The sequence below is a fragment of the Paenibacillus pini JCM 16418 genome, from assembly GCF_000576305.1.
In the GTDB taxonomy this organism is placed as follows: Bacteria; Bacillota; Bacilli; order Paenibacillales; family Paenibacillaceae; genus Paenibacillus_AQ; species Paenibacillus_AQ pini.
This window is the reverse complement of sequence record NZ_BAVZ01000017.1, coordinates 36,483-55,215: the sequence shown is the minus strand read 5'-3', so window position 1 is coordinate 55,215 and position 18,733 is coordinate 36,483. Positions and strand designations below refer to the sequence as shown.

Here is an 18,733-nt window from a genome sequence, read left to right as displayed (position 1 = left end):
ACAATGAAATCTTATAATTTAAAAAATATCGAATAATGTCCTGTTAATGATTAGACAAAGCAACCCCAGTATTCCATTGGCACAGGGCTTGTACCATACTTTCGATCGTGGCTTCCTCAGCGACAATGCCGACTCTCAGTCCAGCCTTGCGCGCAGTCTCAGCCGTCACTTCACCAATACATACAATCTCTGAATTCGCGAGAAGTTGAAGCGGTTCTTCCGCACCCATTCGTTTTAGAATAGTAAGCAGATTCATCACAGTCGATGAACTGGTGAAGGTCACGGCATGAATACCGCCTTCTTCAAGCAACGTCATTAGATCCTGATCATCTTCACCTGTGACGACCGTTTGATACGTATCGGCCTCTGTAACGTGAAGTCCCATTTCTCGTAGTTTCTGAGGTAACCATGTGCGTGCTAGATCTCCTCGAGGAAGCAATACATGCTGACCGGGAAGAAGCTTCTCGCCTAGCGTCTCAATAAGCCCTTCGGCCTGAAAACGCCCAGGTAACTCGACGGGAATGATCCCGCGTTCCTGAAGGGCATGCGCAGTCGCTGGCCCTACAGCAGCAATCTGTGCTTGGTAGAGAGAACGTACATCTTGCCCCTGTTCTTGTAAATGGCGGAAGAAATACTCCACGCCGTTTACACTGGTGAAGAATACCCACTCATACGTATTGAGGTGGGACAGTGCTTTCGTAATTCCCTTGGCAGCATCCGAACCTGCAGGTGGCATAATCGTTTCGATGACTGGGAACTCGTAAGGCTCTCCGCCCAGCTCGTCAATTCGATCCGCAAGATCACTAGCCTGTGAACGTGCACGCGTCACCAAAATTCTCCGCCCAAATAAAGGTAAGTATTCGGCCCACTTTAACAATTCACGCTGCAGCACGACCTCACCGACAACGATCACTGCGGGCGGTTGGAAACCAGCATCTTTGACCTTCTGCTCGATATCAGCAAGTGTACCTATCAATGTCTCTTGCTCAGCACGTGTTCCCCATCGTACAAGCGCCACCGGTGTATCAGATCGACGGCCGTGCCGTAGGAGCTGTTCACTGATATATCCAATATTAGATACGCCCATCATAAAGATCAGCGTACCCGTTGCGTTCGTAACTTTGTCCCACTGAATCATATGATCTAGCTTATCGGGACTCTCGTGCCCCGTAATGATGGAGAGGGATGAGGCATGCTCCCGATGGGTCACCGGGATACCCGCATATGCAGGAACTCCGATGGCGGAAGTAATACCCGGCACCATTTCATAAGGAATGCCATTCTTTTTCAGTAGACCAGCTTCCTCACCTACACGACCAAATATTGTAGGATCGCCACCTTTTAATCTAACAACGATATTACCCTGAAGAGCCAAATCGACAAGCAACTGATTAATATCTTCTTGCTTCATCGTATGCCTGTCAGGCAGTTTGCCTACATATATTTTCTCCGCACCAGGTTTCATAGCTTTCAATAACTGCGGTCCCGCCAAACGGTCGTATACTACCACATCCGCTTTACGAAGACATTCCAGTCCCTTTACCGTTATTAATTTAGCGTGTCCTGGACCCGCACCCACCAGATAAACTTTCCCCGCCATCTGCCTCTTCCCCTTACTCTAGGACTTGTTCTAGAATTTTCTCCGCTCCTTGCTCAATTAACTTGGCTGCCACTTCTTCGCCAAGTTTTACTGGATCACTGCCCACAAGCGTCTCCTTGAGGATGATATCCCCATCAGGCGACCCTACCATTCCTGTTAATTCTATAATGTTCTGGCCTTCATGAGAATGTCCTACTGGAGCTTTAATCAGCACGGCATGCGCACCAATAGGTACCTGACATCCCCCGTTTAGCACAGCTAGAAATCTTCTTTCTGCTGCCACAGTTTCCGCGGTATCCGTATCATTGTAAAGAGCCAGAAGTTTACGAAGCTCTTCATCATCTTCACGGCATTCAATTCCAAGTGCGCCTTGCCCTACAGCAGGTAAACAAGTTTCCACGGGAATATAAGAGCTAATCCGATCTTCCCAACCCATACGATAGAGTCCAGCTGCAGCAAGTAATATTGCATCGAACTCGCCTGTCTCTAGTTTCTTCAGACGGGAATCGATATTTCCACGCACAGGCTCTAATTGAAGATCAGGACGATAAGCCTTCAATTGACTAGAACGTCGCAAGCTGCTAGTGCCGACCTTAGCCCCTTGCGGTAAATCTTCCACACGGTTGCCTTCTCTTGAAATAAGACAATCACGGGCATCTACACGGCGTGGTACTGCACCGTTCATTAATCCTTCAGGAAGAACCGAAGGCATGTCTTTCATGCTATGTACTGCCATATCAATTTCGCCTTCGATCAAGGCCTGTTCAATCTCCTTAACAAACAGCCCTTTACCTCCGACTTTGGATAACGTTACATCCAGAATACGATCACCTTTAGTCACAATTTTCTTCACTTCAAACGTAAAATTAATTGCATTCTGGGCACAAAGCTGTTCTAGTTGCTTAATGACCTGACCCGTCTGAGTTAAAGCGAGTACACTCTGTCTGCTACCTACGATAATTTTCCGCATGTATTATTCCTCCTGATTGTTCGCAATCCAGCTATGAATTCGCTCGGTATCCCACTCTTGAAATGTTCCATTTCGCAGCTGATCCAGTACATCCAAGCGCTGTAATCTCTTTAATAATCTTTGCCGAATATCCGGCTGGGTAACCTGTTCCTTAATCGTCTTGCGAATTCTCCACAAAAACTCCAGATAGAGCTCATATTCCTCTCCGAACTCGTCTTCAAGTCTACTACAAATTTCCGCAGCTACTAGGGGTCCCGCTCCTGACGTCGAAACAGTAAGGGTCAATCTCCCCCTGCGCAGAACACTCGGACTTATAAAGTTACCAGCATCCGAATCATTGACCACATTCACAAGAATCCCTTGGCTATGTGCTTCATGACAAATAGCTTCATTCACTACTTGTCGATCCGTTGCAGCATATGCCAGAAATCCACCATATAAATCTCCATGGCTATAATCACGTTGTATCCATTCGATCTGAGCCTCATGGTGAAGTTCTTCCAAACCTTCTGTAAGCTTAGGACTGATTACTCTTACACATGCCGATGATTTAAGGAGGCTATGCACTTTACGTTCAGCGACGTTGCCGCCACCTATGACGATGCATAAACGATCTTCACAATTCAGCATAACTGGCAAATAGTCCGCCAAGCACTTCACTCTCCTGTCCAGCGGTGAAAATCAGACCAAGCATTCAGCATAAATATAATGATAATAAAAACGTAACCGATCAAAATCCATTTCGCCATCACCGTTCCGGAACGTTGCTGCAGCCTCTTTTGGATCAAATAAAAATAGTAAATACCTAATCCCACTAATGTGGAGAGCACCTTCAGATCTAGCAGTAAATCCATACGTCCCTCAGAGATAACTGACAAGGTCGCAACGATAAATGATACAGTTAACAGCGGTGTACCGATGAAAACTAGAATATATGAATATTTATCCATCCACTCAAGACTTGGTAGACGACGCACAGTATCTGTCCACTTTTTACCTTTGAGCCTGTGATGAAGAAAAAGATACATAACTGCGAACACAGCAGCAATGGTTAGGACAGCAAAACTTAAATTAGCAAGGGTAATATGAAGTATAAGCAAACCATGTACTGCCTTCCAATGATAGAGAGGATTATTGCCTGCAGTAAACCATAATCTATTCAATACAAGTACACTAAACCCGATCATTGTGAGTAAAAGCACAGCAAAATCGACTCGCTGTAAGTAACTTATAATCACGGAGGCAGCTACGATACTAAAAGCAAATAATAATAAGAAGTCAAAGGGGGTAAAGATCGGTAGTGCGCTTTCCTGCCATGCTCGAACCACAAGAACGGACGCCTGTAGCACTCCAACGACAACAAGAAGCCCTGTTCCCATCCGCTTCGCGCTCGAATTGCGACGTATGCAATCCGAGATAAAAAACAGAAGGCTCAGGGCGTAGATATAAATGCCAGCATCATAAACATCGGTGAGTGATATCAATTCATCTCACCAGCCTTACAGGCTTGCTGGAGACAGCGAAACCCTATACGTAGATGACTTGTTCCCAGAAGTTTGATCACTGTTACCCGCCTGTGTGGGTTTCGATGTTTCCCGGGTATTGTGATCCGGGTCAGGCTCATTCATTTCATCTTCCAAAGCAAATATTTTAGTGAAAAAGTCGAGCGCCTCAGCACCCTGCTGTCCGCCTGTCATTTCCTTGATCCGATGAATTGGATCATGCATCATTTGATTCACAATGCTCTTGGTCAATCGTCGTATTACCTTACGTTGATGCTCGTCCAATTCGGGAAGCTTATTAAAGAGGCTTGAAAGTGTCTCTTCATGAATGGCAACGGACTTGTCCTGAAGCGCGCGAATAGCAGGGCGGACACCTAATGTCTTAAGCCACTGATAGAATGTATCCATTTCTTCCTGGATCATCACTTCAATTTTGGCTGCTTCCGAACGGCGCATCTCCAGATTACTTTCGACAATGCCTTCTAAATCATCAATATCATACAAGAACACGTTTTGGAGTTCAGCAATAGTAGGATCGATATCCCGCGGAACCGCAATATCTATAATAAACATAGGACGTGCTTGGCGCTTCTTCATACTGTGGCCGACTTGCTCTGGAGAAAGTACATATTCTTTAGCTCCCGTTGAACTGATCAGAATATCTACTTCATTCAAACGTTCAATCGCTTGCTCCATCGTACATGGTGTACCGTTGAACTTACTAGCGAGTTCCTCTGCACGGGAAAGCGTCCGATTCGCGACAATGACTTCTTCCGCTCCATTAGCATATAAATGCTTAACCGTCAGCTCGCTCATTTTACCAGCACCAAGGATGAGAACCTTTTTATTTGTAAACATACCAAAAATCCGTTTGCCCAGCTCCACGGCTGCGTAGCTGACCGAAACAGCACTTTCTCCAATGGACGTCTCGGAATGGGCACGTTTACCTAGCGTAACAGCCTGTTTGAACAGCATATTAAACCAAGTTCCCGTGGCTTTTTCTTGTTGTGCCTGTAGAAAAGCTTGGCGAACCTGCCCCAAAATTTGCGTCTCACCAATGACCATAGAATCCAGTCCACAAGTTACACGAAATAAATGCGAAATAGCCTGTTCATCTTCATATATATACAGATGTTTTGTAAATTCCTCTCGAGGAATATCAAACCATTGTTCGATAAAACTACGGATAAAATAACCGCACATATGCAGTCGATCCACAACCACATAGATTTCTGTCCGGTTGCAAGTAGCTACAATCGTACCTTCCATCACGCTCTTTGTAAGTAAAAGCTGACTTAATGCTTCCGGCAAATCCTTTTCCGCAAACGTAAATCGCTCCCTTACTTCTACAGGCGCCGTGCGATAATTTAATCCGACAACGACGATGTGCATTACGTATTCACCTGCCTTGTATCTATTCAAAAAAAAAGATCCGTTGAAGGATATTTTTTTGTCTACATTCAATTACAATGTCATAATTATACCACAGAAAGACAAATTCCCTTATCTATTTTATGAAATGTTTATGAAATCGAGTGCTTTACTCGGAGACTGTACAAGTGTTCATAGTTTGTCTTAAATACTACAGACTTATACGGTTCATTTGTCTATTTATTCTTAACGATAAGTGAAAGCTCCTTGTTAATCCGCTCCAAATCATCATCTTGAGAAGAAATCACATGACCGCTGGCACTCATCAGCTGCTGGTAGACAGGCAGCACGCCCCCAAATTTTTCACTGTATTGTCGAATGATTTTTCGATCCTGTTCAGACAATGGTCGATCCCCACCAATTTGCCATTCCGATATGAGGTTAACCAAATCAGCAATAGCGGAGAGCTGATTAAGTGAACTCGCCCCAAATACACTAGCGAGCCGCTGATGACTGTAAGCGGCAGAATATGCAGCTAGCTTTAGTCCATTCAACTGATCTGTATGCGTACTGTTAGTAGCATCAAGTAGCGAGGTGCTTAGTATCTGCATTTGAAAATGAGCGACCTCAAATAACATTTGTCCCGCATCTGCGCGGTCACTCTGTGGCCTCATCAATCGGTACCCTTCAAATACAATAAACCCAATAAGGACAATCATTAAACCTAAAAATATAAAATCTTTTCCCCTTCTTCTTCTCATCGGTACACGCTCCTCCATACAAGCTCTACTACTTATTATATGGGCGTGTAAAAAACAAATGACCATGGAAGATGTCCCATGGTCATAATCTTTCGTTATATCAACTGCAGAGCCGTTTCATTAAACGAGTTCAGCCTGTTTCATTTCTGGTGTTTCCACCGTCATTTCACCCAAACCACGAACAAGTTTCTTGGCATAAGTTTTTTCAGGTTTCAGTACGGATACCAGGTAATCGATAGCCAACTGAGGATCAACCGTCTCCCCGCAAGTGTAGCAGTCAATGGCTGCAAACCCTCTCTCAGGGTACGTATGAATCGAGAGGTGACTTTCTGAGAGTAATACAAGTACCGTAGCGCCTTGCGGCTCAAACTGCTTGGATTGTACTGACATCACTGTAGCTCCGCATGCTTCTGCAGCATCAACCATTTGTGCTTGCAAAAATTCCGCATTATTCAGCTTGTCAAAATCGACTCCCCAAGTATCAACAGCAACATGTCTTCCGAAAGTTGAATATTCCATCTTTCGGTTTCCCCCTTCCTAGGAATAAAATGTTTGAAAATTTCATCCGCTAGGACCTACGTCATTCACTTCTCGAGGGAATAATCTCTCGCAACATTAATGTCCTGAGTGAATCCTGGTTCCTAATATTCTTTTCAACGAGATTAAAAATAACATCTATACGAGGTAAAAGCAATAGTTTTTTAAAAATATTCCAAATATTCTTACTTCGCGTTTGCTCCTTGTAAAATGAAGTTGAAAATGAAATTTATAACAACATGATCATGAAAATTCATTAAAAAAGGATCCTCATAAATAAGGATCCTTTAGTGTATTGTATTCAAGTTTATGCCTCAAGTGCGAACCATTTAACAGTGCTCAAATGAAGTTTATGATCAATCATAGCAATTTGCTCTTTCGTCATCGCCTTGTTCCGTTCATCAAGCCAGAAATTAATATCCTGATACAATCTAGATATTTCCTGTTCTACTTCGTTGGACTGAAAAACACGTTGCAGTCCTTCAGAGCTCTGATTTCTTTCGTAGGTCAGCTTCGTACCCAAAGGCGAAATTTCAGCGATCTTCTGAACAGAGCCTTTCTCATATTCATACATCATTGTGAATCCTTCATAAATACGATTTACGATGCCATTACCTTTGCAAGCGATAAAAAGCTTTCGTACTAGATTAGTTAAGCGAGGGTTTACCAAGCGGCATGACAACTCACAGACATACAACCCATCCTTACTTTCCAGAGGGAAATGAACCTCCTCACCGCCTTCGTCTTCCAGCACAATTTCTTGTCCTCCGCTATCAAGCACCTTAACAAAAGGGTGTACATGACAACAATCCGCCGAATGCATAAACTGGTTCATTTGTAATTCTGTCATTTGTAAAGTGGCTTTTACATATTCTGTGGCTAACCGCTGAGCCATAAAAATCTCCTCAATTCTTTTAACGATCCTAGCTATATTATACAGCACAATGTAAGTAGATTTCCTGCCAACTATACAATGAATTTTCACCGTATTCCATAAAAAATCGGATTAAAAGCTAATATAGATGAAAATTCATATATGTTGCTCACTTTCCTATAGGAAAATGTCTGATTCCCTACGTTATATGACGAAAAGTTTACTCACATAGAGTTATTCTTCTGTGCCTAGCTCTTCAATTAGTTGCTCATCTTCATTAGATTGATCTCGTTTACTGTGATTCAAAATAACAGACCATAATTCATCTTTACCCATTCCTGTCTCAGATGAATACATGATAAACGTATCTTCTCCACGTAGAAGTAAACTTGTCTTCATCTGTTTAGCATGTTTCGCCCAGCGGCTACGAGGGATCTTGTCCGCTTTTGTTGCCACCACACAGATTGGAATTTCATAATGCTTAAGCCACTCATACATCATCTCATCATCTTTAGATGGTGGATGACGTAAGTCAACAACAAGCAAAACAAGTTTAAGAGTTTCTCTCTCAAGCAAATAACGCTCAATCATTTTACCCCAAGCTTCGCGCTGAGTCTTGGAGACCTTAGCATATCCATAGCCTGGAAAATCCACGAAATACAGTTGTTCATTAATACGGTAATAGTTCAAACACTGTGTCTTACCTGGAGTTGAACTTGTTCTAGCCAAATTCTTGCGGTTGATTAACTTATTAATGAGCGACGATTTACCGACATTGGAACGCCCTGCCAGAGCAATCTCTGGCAAGGCGTCGTCAGGATATTGATCAGGGCCTACGGCGCTGATGACGAATTCTGATTGTGTTACCTTCATGATTTATATAATCCTCTCTAATGCACTTCAGTCTGCTCCACCAGCGCATGCTTAAGTACCTGGTCCATATGGGATACCGGAACAAACTCCACATCTTCCTTCACACTGTCAGGAATATCTCTTAGATCCCGCTCGTTGTCTTTTGGAAGGAGTATTTTTTTATAACCCGCACGGTGCGCAGCAAGTGACTTCTCTTTGAGACCACCAATCGGAAGGACTCTTCCTCGTAGCGTGATCTCACCCGTCATGGCAACGTGCTTGGATACATGTTTCTTCGATAAAGCAGAAATCAGTGCCGTTGCAATGGTAATACCCGCTGAAGGGCCATCTTTAGGAATAGCACCCTCTGGAATATGAATATGAATATCGTTCTTTTCATGGAAATCGGAATCTATTCCAAGATCCACCGATTTCGAACGGGTATAACTAAACGCAGCTTGAGCGGATTCCTTCATGACATCACCCAGTTGTCCTGTAAGGATTAGTTTACCTGTCCCCGGCACAACAGTGACCTCAATCATTAATGTCTCTCCGCCAACCTCTGTCCAGGCAAGACCTGTTACAGTGCCGATTTGATCTTCAAGATCTGCAACACTATGACGGAATTTAGCTGAACCAAGGTATTCTTTGATATCCTCAGGACCAATTTCAATAGTCTCTTGTTCCTCAGAAACAATACGTCTTGCGGTTTTGCGGCAGAGAGCAGCAACCTGTTGCTCTAGATTACGCACACCAGACTCACGAGTATATTCACGAATAACTTTGAATAATGCCTCTTCTCCGATATGAAGCTGTTCCTCCTGCAAGCCATGCTCCCGCTTCTGCTTCGGTAGCAGATAGCGCTTAGCAATTTGCAGTTTTTCAAGCTCCGTATATCCCGGAATATTTAGCACTTCCATCCGATCCAGAAGCGGACGCGGAATATTATGAATCGCATTGGCTGTCGTCACGAACATAACCTGCGACAGATCAAAGGGAACCTCAATAAAATGATCACTAAATGTATTGTTCTGTTCCGGATCAAGAACTTCAAGCAGTGCAGATGAAGGATCACCACGGAAATCAGAAGCCATTTTATCAATTTCATCTAGCAAAAATACCGGATTCGCCGCTCCTGCCGTCTTCATACCTTGAATAATACGTCCAGGCATAGCACCGACATATGTTCTGCGGTGACCCCGAATTTCAGCTTCATCCCTCACGCCGCCTAAAGAAATTCGAACAAATTTACGATTCAATGAACGAGCAATAGAGCGAGCAAGTGACGTCTTACCGACACCTGGAGGACCCACAAGACAAAGAATAGGCCCCTTCATCTTCTTGACAAGTTTCTGAACTGCCAAATATTCCAGTACACGTTCCTTCGGTTTATCTAGCTGTAATGATCCTCATTTAGAATTTCTTCCGCTTTCTTGATATCCAGATCATCCTCGGTCCGATTGCTCCAAGGGAGCGCAAGAAGCCAATCTAGGTAATTTCGGATGACACCGCCTTCTGCTGAACTTGCAGGCATTTTCTCAAGACGATCAATTTCCTTCTCGATTTTCTCCTGAACTTTCTCAGGAAACTCCTGCTTGCTCATGCTCTCACGAAGTTCTTCAACTTCGCCAGCCCGGCCTTCCTTCTCCCCAAGTTCTTTCTGGATCGCCTTCATCTGTTCACGAAGATAGTACTCTTTCTGAGTCTTCTCCATTTGCTTCTTCACACGCTGGTTAATCTTACGCTCTAGCTCCAGCACTTCACGTTCATTATTCAGAATGTCGAGCAGCTTCTCTAAACGCTTGCCCACATCTATCGTCTCTAAAATCTCTTGTTTATCTTTTATTTTCAAAGATAAATGACTTGTAATCACGTCCGCCAGACGTCCTGGCTCTTCAATATCAGACACCGCAGCCAGTGTCTCGGGTGTAACCTTCTTGGATAAATTAATATAGTGCTCGAACTGGCTCAGTACCGTACGCATCAGAGCATCAACTTCCGGATCATCGCTTTCCTTTTCAGGCAGCTCGCGTGCAACAACCTCGTAGTACTCTTCATTATCCGTATACTGAATAATCTCAGCACGCTCCATACCCTCAACCAGTACACGAATCGTACCGTTTGGAAGCTTAAGCATCTGTCTGACATTCGCTACTGTACCAATCCGGAATATATCTTCTTGCGTCGGCTCCTCTATATTCACTTCGGACTGTGAACAGAGAAGAATCAAATTATCTTCCACCATCGCTTTTTCCAGAGCCTTAACGGATTTCTCACGGCCTACATCGAGATGCAGCACCATGCTCGGGTAGACTAGAAGTCCTCTCAAAGGCAATAAAGGAAAACGACGACCTTTAGATTTACTAAGCCCCATCGCTTTCGCACCTCCAGCACTTCTCAGGTTATGACATTCGTTTTTCATTTTAGCAAATGTTCACAAAAAACACCAATCCTATAGACTATCCGCATGTTCCCGCATCCGTGACCTGACCAGGACGAGCCGGTTTGGCATGTAGGAATGAACTTGGAACGGAAGGAAAAACATCAGCCCCGGGTATAAGCCCCGCCGAAAGATCAATCTCAAGCGGCTGTTCAGACGGCACTGGACACCATGCTTCTCCAAAAATATGATTAAAGACCTCCTGAACCCATTCAACTGGGATGACTCGTAGTCCGTTGAGATCTTCAAACAATGTCTGCCAGTTTTCTTTGGGGATGAGCACGGTTGTCGCTCCTGCCTGAAAGGCAGCTTCCACTTTAGCAATAACACCGCCAATAGGTTTAACCTTACCGTGTATACTAATTTCTCCTGTCATCGCTGTGAGGTTATCTACGGGTATACCCTTAATTGCCGATACAATTGCCGTAGCCATAGCGATTCCTGCAGACGGCCCGTCAATAGGAGTGCCTCCAGGGAAATTAATATGCAGATCATAGTCTGCCGGATTTACATCTAATGAACGGAGCACGGTAAGTACATTTTCTACTGAACCTTTAGCCATACTCTTCCGACGTATGGTTCTAGAACCGCCGTTCATTTCCTCTTCTTCCACGACACCAGTTATATTATATTTCCCTTGCCCTTTATCAACGGGTACCGCCGTAACTTCAATCTCAAGTAATGCACCCATATTAGGTCCGTACACTGCTAAACCGTTTACCAATCCTACCTGAGGATATTCTGGTACTTTCCTGTCAGGACGTGGCTGAAGCTGGCTGCTGCTAGCCACCCATTCCACATCAGAAGCTGCAAGCGTATCGCGTTTCTCTGTTAAAGCAAGTCCAGCAGCAAGCTGGATAATGTTGACGGCTTCGCGTCCATTCGTAGCATATTGTTTAACAACGTCAACGGCTCCTGGACAAGGAGTAAGTCCGATTTTCTGGATAGCATCTTCGGCGATACGACCAATTTCCTCTGGCAACAATGGACGGAAATAGATCTCCATGCACCGTGACCGAAGCGCAGCAGGAATTTCCTGAGGTGAGCGTGTTGTTGCTCCAACGAGCCTGAAGTCCGCTGGCAAACCATTTTGAAAAATATCATGCACATATGCCGGCGTATTATTGTCTTCTGAATTATAGTAAGCACTTTCCAGCAGTACTTTACGATCTTCTAGTACTTTTAACAATTTATTCATTTGGATCGGATGCAATTCACCAATTTCATCTAAAAATAAGATTCCACCATGAGCCTTTGTCACAGCACCCGGCTTGGGTTGTGGAATACCCGCAACTCCCATAGATCCAGCCCCTTGATATATAGGGTCATGAACGGAGCCAATTAACGGATCTGCAATACCGCGTTCATCAAAACGAGCAGTAGTCGCATCAATTTCTGTGAATTTGGCATCCACTTTAAAAGGCGATGATGGATTCTTCTTCGCTTCTCCCATCACTACTCGTGCCGCCGCCGTCTTACCAACCCCCGGTGGGCCATAGATAATAACATGTTGTGGGTTACCACTACACAGAGCAGCCTTTAGTGCCCTTAGTCCGTCCTTCTGTCCAACAATATCCTGAAGCGTCTGTGGACGCGTCTTCTCCGATAGCGGCTTTGTAAGTGAAACAGAACGAAGTTTACGAAGCTTATCCATCTCCTTGCGCGATTCGCGATCTACAGCTGTACGGTTTGTCTTTTGCCCACGCAGCAAGTTCCAAAAATATATACCGATGACCACGGCAAAGAAAAAGTTAACCATCATCATAATTGATCCCAAGTTCATTGAAAACCCTCCCATTTCTCATCAGAAGCCTTGTTAGCCTATTACATGGTAGTATAGCCTTTTCCTACTTCAATAAACGCAAAATGGAATGATTTTTAAACTTAGGCATGAACAAAAATAGCCGCAGACCCCTTAAATTCGGGGACTACAGCTATTTATAGATAACAATAATGGATTAGTGCTTGCGTCCAGGAATTTCTCCAGTCGCTTCATACACTTCAACAATATGGTCAATTTCTTTCTTTAATTCTTCCACCATGTCCGCCTCTGGTACTTTGCGGATCATTTCTCCGTAGCGGAATAGCAATCCTTCACCACGTCCACCAGCAATCCCGATATCAGCCTCACGAGCTTCACCTGGACCATTAACGGCACAGCCTAGCACAGATACTTTAATCGGAACTTTCAAATTAGAGATATACTCTTCCACTTCATTCGCTATTGAAAACAAGTCAATATCCAAACGACCACAAGTTGGACAAGAAACAAGTGTTGGCGCATTGGAAATTAAGCCGTAAATCTTCAGTAGCTCACGCGCTACTTTGATTTCTTCAACAGGATCAGCGCTTAGTGAAATACGTAACGTGCTTCCTATTCCTAAAGACAGTAACGCTCCGATACCTGCGGAACTTTTGATCGTACCAGAGAACAACGTACCGGATTCAGTTATACCCAAGTGAAGTGGGTATGGAATCACTTCCGCTGCCTTCGTATATGCTTCAATAGCCATAGGCACGTCAGATGCTTTGAGCGAAACAATAATGTCATGGAAATCGAGCTCTTCTAGAATACCAATATGATAAAGTGCACTTTCCACCATAGCCTCAGGCGTTGGGTAACCGTATTTATCTAGCAAGTGCTGTTCGAGCGAACCTGCATTGACACCAATCCGAATTGGAATACCGCGCTCTTTACATGCTTTAACAACGGCTTCTACCTTATCACGACTACCGATGTTACCTGGATTAATACGTACCTTGTCGATCCCATTCTCAATGGCCTTTAGTGCTAATTGATAATTAAAATGAATATCCGCAACTAACGGAATGTGGATTTGTTTCTTAATTTCCTTGATAGCTTCGGCAGCCTCCAAGTTATTCACCGTTACTCGGACCACCTGACATCCAGCTTCTTCTAATCGTAAAATTTCTGCAACGGTAGCTTCTACGTTAGCGGTCTTTGTCGTACACATGCTTTGAATGATAACATCATTGCTTCCGCCAATCGTTAGGTTACCAACTTTGACAGGTCTAGTGTCTTGTCTCAAAAACATGATTTATTCTCTCCCATAACGCCAAGACTCCACCCCACCCGGCAGTCAAGCTTAGGCCAAAGGGCGGAAGTGGAGAACCGGCAATGAATTTCGAAAGCACATGTTATTCGGAAACTTGCCTTACCGAATATACTTAGGCACTTTCTTCTTGTTTATTATCTTTCTTCACCGTTAATTCAGGCACAATTCTGTCCTGAACAACTTGCTCAGTAATGATGCAGTCTTTGATATCATCACGAGAAGGAACTTCATACATCACATCGAGCATAATTCCTTCGATAATGGCACGAAGACCACGAGCACCCGTGTTACGTTTAATCGCTTCACGAGCAATCGCCTCTAGTGCCTCCGCTTCGAATTTCAACGCAACGTTGTCCATTTCAAGCAGTTTCACATACTGCTTGGTCAAGGCGTTCTTAGGCTCAGATAAGATACGCACAAGCGTCTTCTCATCAAGCGGCTCCAATGTTGAAATTACAGGAAGACGGCCAACAAATTCAGGAATTAGACCAAATTTGAGTAGATCCTCTGGTAATACCATTGACAGGTATTCACCAGGTTTTAGGTCTTTTTGATCTCCACTGGCGTTAAAACCAATTACCTTCTTACCAATCCGACGCTTGATCATTTGCTCTAGGCCGTCAAATGCACCACCGCAAATAAACAAAATGTTCGTTGTATCGATTTGGATAAACTCTTGATGAGGATGCTTACGTCCGCCTTGCGGTGGTACGGAAGCAACTGTACCTTCAAGAATTTTCAAAAGGGCTTGTTGAACACCTTCACCAGACACATCACGTGTAATGGATGGATTCTCTGATTTACGGGCAACTTTATCGATTTCATCGATATAAATAATACCGCGTTCTGCTTTTTCAACATCATAATCAGCGGCTTGGATCAGCTTAAGCAGATGTTCTCAACATCCTCACCCACATAACCAGCTTCTGTTAAAGATGTAGCATCTGCAATCGCAAATGGTACATTAAGAATCTTAGCCATCGTTTGAGCTAGCAAAGTTTTACCTGAACCTGTAGGTCCAAGAAGAAGGATATTACTCTTCTGAAGCTCTACATCTTCAATTTTGCTGCCTGTGTTAATACGCTTATAATGGTTATACACCGCTACAGATAGCGATTTCTTTGCTTGTTCCTGACCAATAACGTATTGATCAAGAATGTCGCAAATATCTTTAGGCTTCGGAATATCTTTTAAATCAATTTCTTCTTCATGTCCGAGTTCTTCCTCTACAATCTCCGTGCAGAGTTCAATACACTCGTCACATATATAAACACCTGGTCCGGCAACAAGCTTGCGAACCTGTTCCTGTGATTTACCGCAGAACGAGCACTTCAACTGCCCTTTTTCGTCGTTAAATTTAAACATCTAACCACCCCTTAAGATTTAATCGGTGAAGTGAGAACTTGGTCGATAATGCCGTATGCTTTCGCTTCCTCCGCACTCATGAAAAAGTCACGATCGGTGTCGCGCTCAATTTTTTCAAGGGGCTGACCAGTACGTTCCACATATATTTGATTAAGCTTTTCTCTTGTTTTAATAATCCAACTTGCGTGGATTTGAATATCAGCAGCTTGACCTTGAACACCACCGAGAGGTTGGTGGATCATAACTTCACTATTCGTTAAAGCATACCGTTTACCTGGAGCACCCGCTGTCAATAGCAAGGAACCCATACTCGCAGCCATCCCCACACAAATTGTGGACACATCTGGTTTAATAAACTGCATTGTATCAAATATACCCATCCCTGCCGTTACAGAACCACCTGGAGAGTTAATATACAAATGAATGTCTTTCTCTGGATCTTCTGCTGCTAAAAACAGCAACTGAGCTATAACAAGATTGGCCACATCATCATCAATCGCACTGCTGAGGAAGATGATACGATCCTTCAACAATCTTGAGTATATATCATAAGACCTCTCGCCTCTATTGGTTTGCTCTACAACCATAGGAATCAGACTCATGTGTCAACCTCTTTTCTATATAAAAGATGTACAACCCAACAATTGGTGACCAGACGGGTTACAGAATTATTTTATCATGTTCTCGTCATGATGTCATTTTTCACTTATTAGAGTGTATGAGCTACCTTCAAAAATTAACCCGCAAGCACTGTCTGTTCTAATATGTATGCAGGAAAAATCTCCAATTCATATTCCATTTAGGAATTAAATGGATAATAATAGTTAAAAATAAGGCACGCAATTAATTATACGTGCCTTATCTGTCTATTATTTCTTTAGCATCATTTCTGAATGCTTATTATTTTGGAGAATATTCCTTCTTACTGTATTACTTATCTTCCTTGTTGTCTTCAGCAGCTTCTTCAGTGCTTTCAGCAACTTCTACTTCTTTACTGTTTTCAAGCAACAATTCGATGGTTTTGCGCAAAGATACTTCTTCACGTAAGCTTCCAATCGATCCGTTAGAAGTCAAAAGATTACGGATTTCTTCAACAGAACGTTTGTAGGAATCAGCCATTGTTTCGAGTTCTTTGTTGATGTCTTCTTCAGTAACTTCGATGTTCTCTTCTTTAGCAATTTGCTCAAGAACCAAGTTATTGCGAACACGCTTCTGAGCATCATCCTTCATTTGCTCTTGAAGTTCGCCAGTCGTTTGACCAGAGAAGCTCAGGAACATTTCAAGATTCATACCTTGGTTACGAAGACGATTGTCGAAATCACGCATCATGTTTTCAATTTCACTGTCAACCATGGCTTGTGGAATTTCAACTTCAGCATTTTCGGACACTTTGTCAACGACTTTGCCTTCTTTAACGCCCTTAGCTTCTTGCTCTTTGCGAACTAGAAGTTCTTTTTTCAAGTCTTCTTTGTATTCAGCAAGAGTTTCGAACTCACTAACGTCTTTAGCAAACTCATCATCAAGTTCAGGAAGTTGCTTACGTTTGATTTCATGCACTTTCACTTTGAACACTGCAAGTTTACCAGCAAGCTCTTCTGCATGATAGCTCTCAGGGAATGTTACTTCAACATCCTTGAAATCACCTGTGGAAAGACCAATCACTTGCTCTTCGAAACCTGGAATAAATGTGTTACTTCCTAGTTCCAAAGAATAACGCTCAGCTTGTCCACCTTCAAAAGGTACACCGTCTACGGATCCGTCGAAGTCGATAACTGCGATATCTCCAGAAGCAGCTGCTCCTTCTTCGATAACAGCAAGTTCAGCGTGACGCTCTTGCAGACGCTTCAGTTCCTCAGTAAGCTCATCTTCGCTAACTTCAACTTTAGCAACTTCTACTTCGACGCCTTTGTAATCACCCAAAGTAACTTCTGGTTTAACGGTTACTTTAGCTTTGAATTTAAAAGTTTCGCCTTTTGCGAATTGCTCAATATCAACTTCCGGACGATCTACCGGGAAGATATCTGTTTCATTAACAGCTTCTGTGTAAACTTCAGGTAGCAAGATATCAATTGCATCTTGATACAAACTTTCCACACCGTAACGAGCTTCAAAAATTGGACGTGGAACTTTACCTTTACGGAATCCAGGTACGTTTGCTTTTTTAACAACTTTATTGTAAGCCTTATCAAGTGCAGAAGCTACACGATCTGCTTCTACTTCTACTTCAAGAACGCCAAGGTTCTTCTCTATTTTTTCCCAAGTTGCTTTCATTTTATGCTTTCCCCTCCAAAAATATCTTCACTTATTAACGCGCATAGAATAACCATTATAGTATAAACAACATTAGATTGTTTTTCAAGGGCAACCCTTGGCAGGACTTAAGGGAAACGTTTCCCAATTCTGCTATTCATGCATACCCGCTGCAACGAATTGTTTCATTGTCCGATATGCCTGTTCAAAACGAAATCTCATCGTATCTGTAATTCCATACATAGCGCGGGATTCTTCTTCATTCCGGCTACCCGTCAGACTCTCTGTAACCATCTGATGAAGCGCTGCTGCCCATATATCGATCGTCGCATCATCTTCATCCAGAATCGATAAATAGTCATGGGTTCCGAAAATGGCCATAATAAATTGCGACCACAATTCTTGGGCAAAATAATACAACGTGGGTTCCTGGACTTCTGTCTGACCAGCAACACGTTCTGTTATTTTGGTCATCTGGATTGGAAAATCTTCAGGCAATAAGGGCACGGAGTCGATTTCAATGCTTACATGTTCCTGTCCGCGCGTGAGATTGACGATGCTCCCATCCCTCTTTTCCGCAAGGTTTGAAGAGTTCTGAACTGCAGCAAAGGATGAAGCTCATTATGCTGTAACCATTCAGCCAGAGCCTGATCTATAGCAGAGCCTTCCATATATGAAAGTTGCTCTAATGCAAGCATTGTTTGCTCTGTTAAAGGTTCATCCATCACGGTCTTAAGTAATCGGTCTGCATATTCAGGATCTTTCGTTAGTTTGGACTGTGCATTACGACGTTTCATATCTTCTTCGTCCGGTTCATGATCTCCGTGCAAGTCCATTTCTTCATCGTTATTACTTCCCGCTATATACTGGGGAAAGGCTGCTTCCATCCATTCCAGAAGAGCCCTCCATTCTTCATAATGCCGTTCGTCCTGTCCTTGGCATTGAAGTAAAAAACGAAGGAGTTTCATTGCTTCCCCGTACCGTTCATTTTCCAGCATAACCGTCAGCTGAATTTGGTAGAAGTCCAAAGTCTTTGGAAATAATATAATGTTGTCTGTGGCGGGGGAATTAGAATTGTTAATAGAGGAACCCTCCTTTCTTCCGGTTTACTTGATTAATTATTGATTATAGCAT

13 protein-coding genes and 3 pseudogenes are annotated in these 18,733 nt (G+C 43.3%); all 16 read right to left on the bottom strand.

Features of this window, described 5'->3' with window-relative positions:
- Positions 1 to 43: 43 nt before the first annotated feature.
- The gene (gene cobA, locus JCM16418_RS18820) at positions 44 to 1,600 is read right to left on the bottom strand and encodes a uroporphyrinogen-III C-methyltransferase (protein ID WP_036652100.1); all 1,557 of its coding nucleotides are present in this window, start codon (positions 1,598 to 1,600) and stop codon (positions 44 to 46) included.
- 13 nt (positions 1,601 to 1,613) lie between these two features.
- The gene (hemC, locus tag JCM16418_RS18815) at positions 1,614 to 2,570 is read right to left on the bottom strand and encodes a hydroxymethylbilane synthase (protein ID WP_036652098.1); all 957 of its coding nucleotides are present in this window, start codon (positions 2,568 to 2,570) and stop codon (positions 1,614 to 1,616) included.
- Between the two features lie 3 nt (positions 2,571 to 2,573).
- Positions 2,574 to 3,221, bottom strand: coding sequence for a precorrin-2 dehydrogenase/sirohydrochlorin ferrochelatase family protein (locus JCM16418_RS18810; RefSeq protein ID WP_373280733.1), 648 nt, complete (start codon positions 3,219 to 3,221; stop codon positions 2,574 to 2,576).
- Between the two features lie 5 nt (positions 3,222 to 3,226).
- Positions 3,227 to 4,051 carry a cytochrome C assembly family protein gene (locus JCM16418_RS18805; protein ID WP_036652169.1) on the bottom strand — a complete coding sequence of 275 codons (825 nt, stop codon included), beginning with the start codon at positions 4,049 to 4,051 and terminating at the stop codon, positions 3,227 to 3,229.
- Between the two features lie 18 nt (positions 4,052 to 4,069).
- Positions 4,070 to 5,464, bottom strand: a complete 1,395-nt coding sequence (hemA, locus tag JCM16418_RS18800; protein WP_036652096.1) for a glutamyl-tRNA reductase — start codon at positions 5,462 to 5,464, stop codon at positions 4,070 to 4,072.
- Positions 5,465 to 5,679: 215 nt separating this feature from the next.
- A complete protein-coding gene (locus JCM16418_RS18795) occupies positions 5,680 to 6,204 on the bottom strand; it encodes a hypothetical protein (RefSeq protein WP_036652094.1) in 525 nt (174 codons plus the stop codon).
- A gap of 120 nt (positions 6,205 to 6,324) precedes the next feature.
- Positions 6,325 to 6,723, bottom strand: a complete 399-nt coding sequence (speD, locus tag JCM16418_RS18790) for an adenosylmethionine decarboxylase (RefSeq protein WP_036652092.1) — start codon at positions 6,721 to 6,723, stop codon at positions 6,325 to 6,327.
- A 325-nt stretch (positions 6,724 to 7,048) separates the two neighbouring features.
- The gene (locus JCM16418_RS18785; RefSeq protein WP_036652091.1) at positions 7,049 to 7,636 is read right to left on the bottom strand and encodes a hypothetical protein; all 588 of its coding nucleotides are present in this window, start codon (positions 7,634 to 7,636) and stop codon (positions 7,049 to 7,051) included.
- 213 nt (positions 7,637 to 7,849) lie between these two features.
- Positions 7,850 to 8,488: a ribosome biogenesis GTP-binding protein YihA/YsxC gene (gene yihA, locus JCM16418_RS18780; protein WP_036652088.1), complete on the bottom strand. Its 639-nt coding sequence runs from the start codon at positions 8,486 to 8,488 to the stop codon at positions 7,850 to 7,852.
- A 17-nt stretch (positions 8,489 to 8,505) separates the two neighbouring features.
- Positions 8,506 to 10,841, bottom strand: a pseudogene (lon, locus tag JCM16418_RS18775) (endopeptidase La).
- Positions 10,842 to 10,926: 85 nt separating this feature from the next.
- Positions 10,927 to 12,690 carry an ATP-dependent protease LonB gene (gene lonB / locus JCM16418_RS18770; protein WP_036652087.1) on the bottom strand — a complete coding sequence of 588 codons (1,764 nt, stop codon included), beginning with the start codon at positions 12,688 to 12,690 and terminating at the stop codon, positions 10,927 to 10,929.
- Positions 12,691 to 12,865: 175 nt separating this feature from the next.
- Complete coding sequence (gene ispG, locus JCM16418_RS18765; protein ID WP_036652085.1) at positions 12,866 to 13,963, bottom strand: flavodoxin-dependent (E)-4-hydroxy-3-methylbut-2-enyl-diphosphate synthase; 1,098 nt, start codon at positions 13,961 to 13,963, stop codon at positions 12,866 to 12,868.
- A gap of 133 nt (positions 13,964 to 14,096) precedes the next feature.
- Positions 14,097 to 15,349 (bottom strand): annotated as a pseudogene (gene clpX, locus JCM16418_RS18760) (ATP-dependent protease ATP-binding subunit ClpX).
- Positions 15,350 to 15,360: 11 nt separating this feature from the next.
- On the bottom strand, positions 15,361 to 15,951 hold the full coding sequence (clpP, locus tag JCM16418_RS18755; protein ID WP_036652083.1) for an ATP-dependent Clp endopeptidase proteolytic subunit ClpP: 591 nt from the start codon (positions 15,949 to 15,951) through the stop codon (positions 15,361 to 15,363).
- A gap of 328 nt (positions 15,952 to 16,279) precedes the next feature.
- Entirely contained in the window at positions 16,280 to 17,620 is a 1,341-nt protein-coding gene (tig, locus tag JCM16418_RS18750) for a trigger factor (protein ID WP_036652081.1), read from the bottom strand.
- 132 nt (positions 17,621 to 17,752) lie between these two features.
- A pseudogene (locus JCM16418_RS18745) lies at positions 17,753 to 18,597 on the bottom strand (hypothetical protein).
- Positions 18,598 to 18,733 lie beyond the last annotated feature (136 nt).

What these genes read in the sequence shown, in the direction of transcription:
- cobA (WP_036652100.1), bottom strand. Translation starts at nt 1,600, where the DNA reads ATGGCGGGGAAAGTTTATCTGGTGGGTGCGGGTCCAGGACACGCTAAA.
- hemC (WP_036652098.1), bottom strand. Translation starts at nt 2,570, where the DNA reads ATGCGGAAAATTATCGTAGGTAGCAGACAGAGTGTACTCGCTTTAACT.
- hemA (WP_036652096.1), bottom strand. Translation starts at nt 5,464, where the DNA reads ATGCACATCGTCGTTGTCGGATTAAATTATCGCACGGCGCCTGTAGAA.
- JCM16418_RS18795 (WP_036652094.1), bottom strand. Translation starts at nt 6,204, where the DNA reads ATGAGAAGAAGAAGGGGAAAAGATTTTATATTTTTAGGTTTAATGATT.
- speD (WP_036652092.1), bottom strand. Translation starts at nt 6,723, where the DNA reads ATGGAATATTCAACTTTCGGAAGACATGTTGCTGTTGATACTTGGGGA.
- JCM16418_RS18785 (WP_036652091.1), bottom strand. Translation starts at nt 7,636, where the DNA reads ATGGCTCAGCGGTTAGCCACAGAATATGTAAAAGCCACTTTACAAATG.
- yihA (WP_036652088.1), bottom strand. Translation starts at nt 8,488, where the DNA reads ATGAAGGTAACACAATCAGAATTCGTCATCAGCGCCGTAGGCCCTGAT.
- lonB (WP_036652087.1), bottom strand. Translation starts at nt 12,690, where the DNA reads ATGAACTTGGGATCAATTATGATGATGGTTAACTTTTTCTTTGCCGTG.
- ispG (WP_036652085.1), bottom strand. Translation starts at nt 13,963, where the DNA reads ATGTTTTTGAGACAAGACACTAGACCTGTCAAAGTTGGTAACCTAACG.
- clpP (WP_036652083.1), bottom strand. Translation starts at nt 15,951, where the DNA reads ATGAGTCTGATTCCTATGGTTGTAGAGCAAACCAATAGAGGCGAGAGG.
- tig (WP_036652081.1), bottom strand. Translation starts at nt 17,620, where the DNA reads ATGAAAGCAACTTGGGAAAAAATAGAGAAGAACCTTGGCGTTCTTGAA.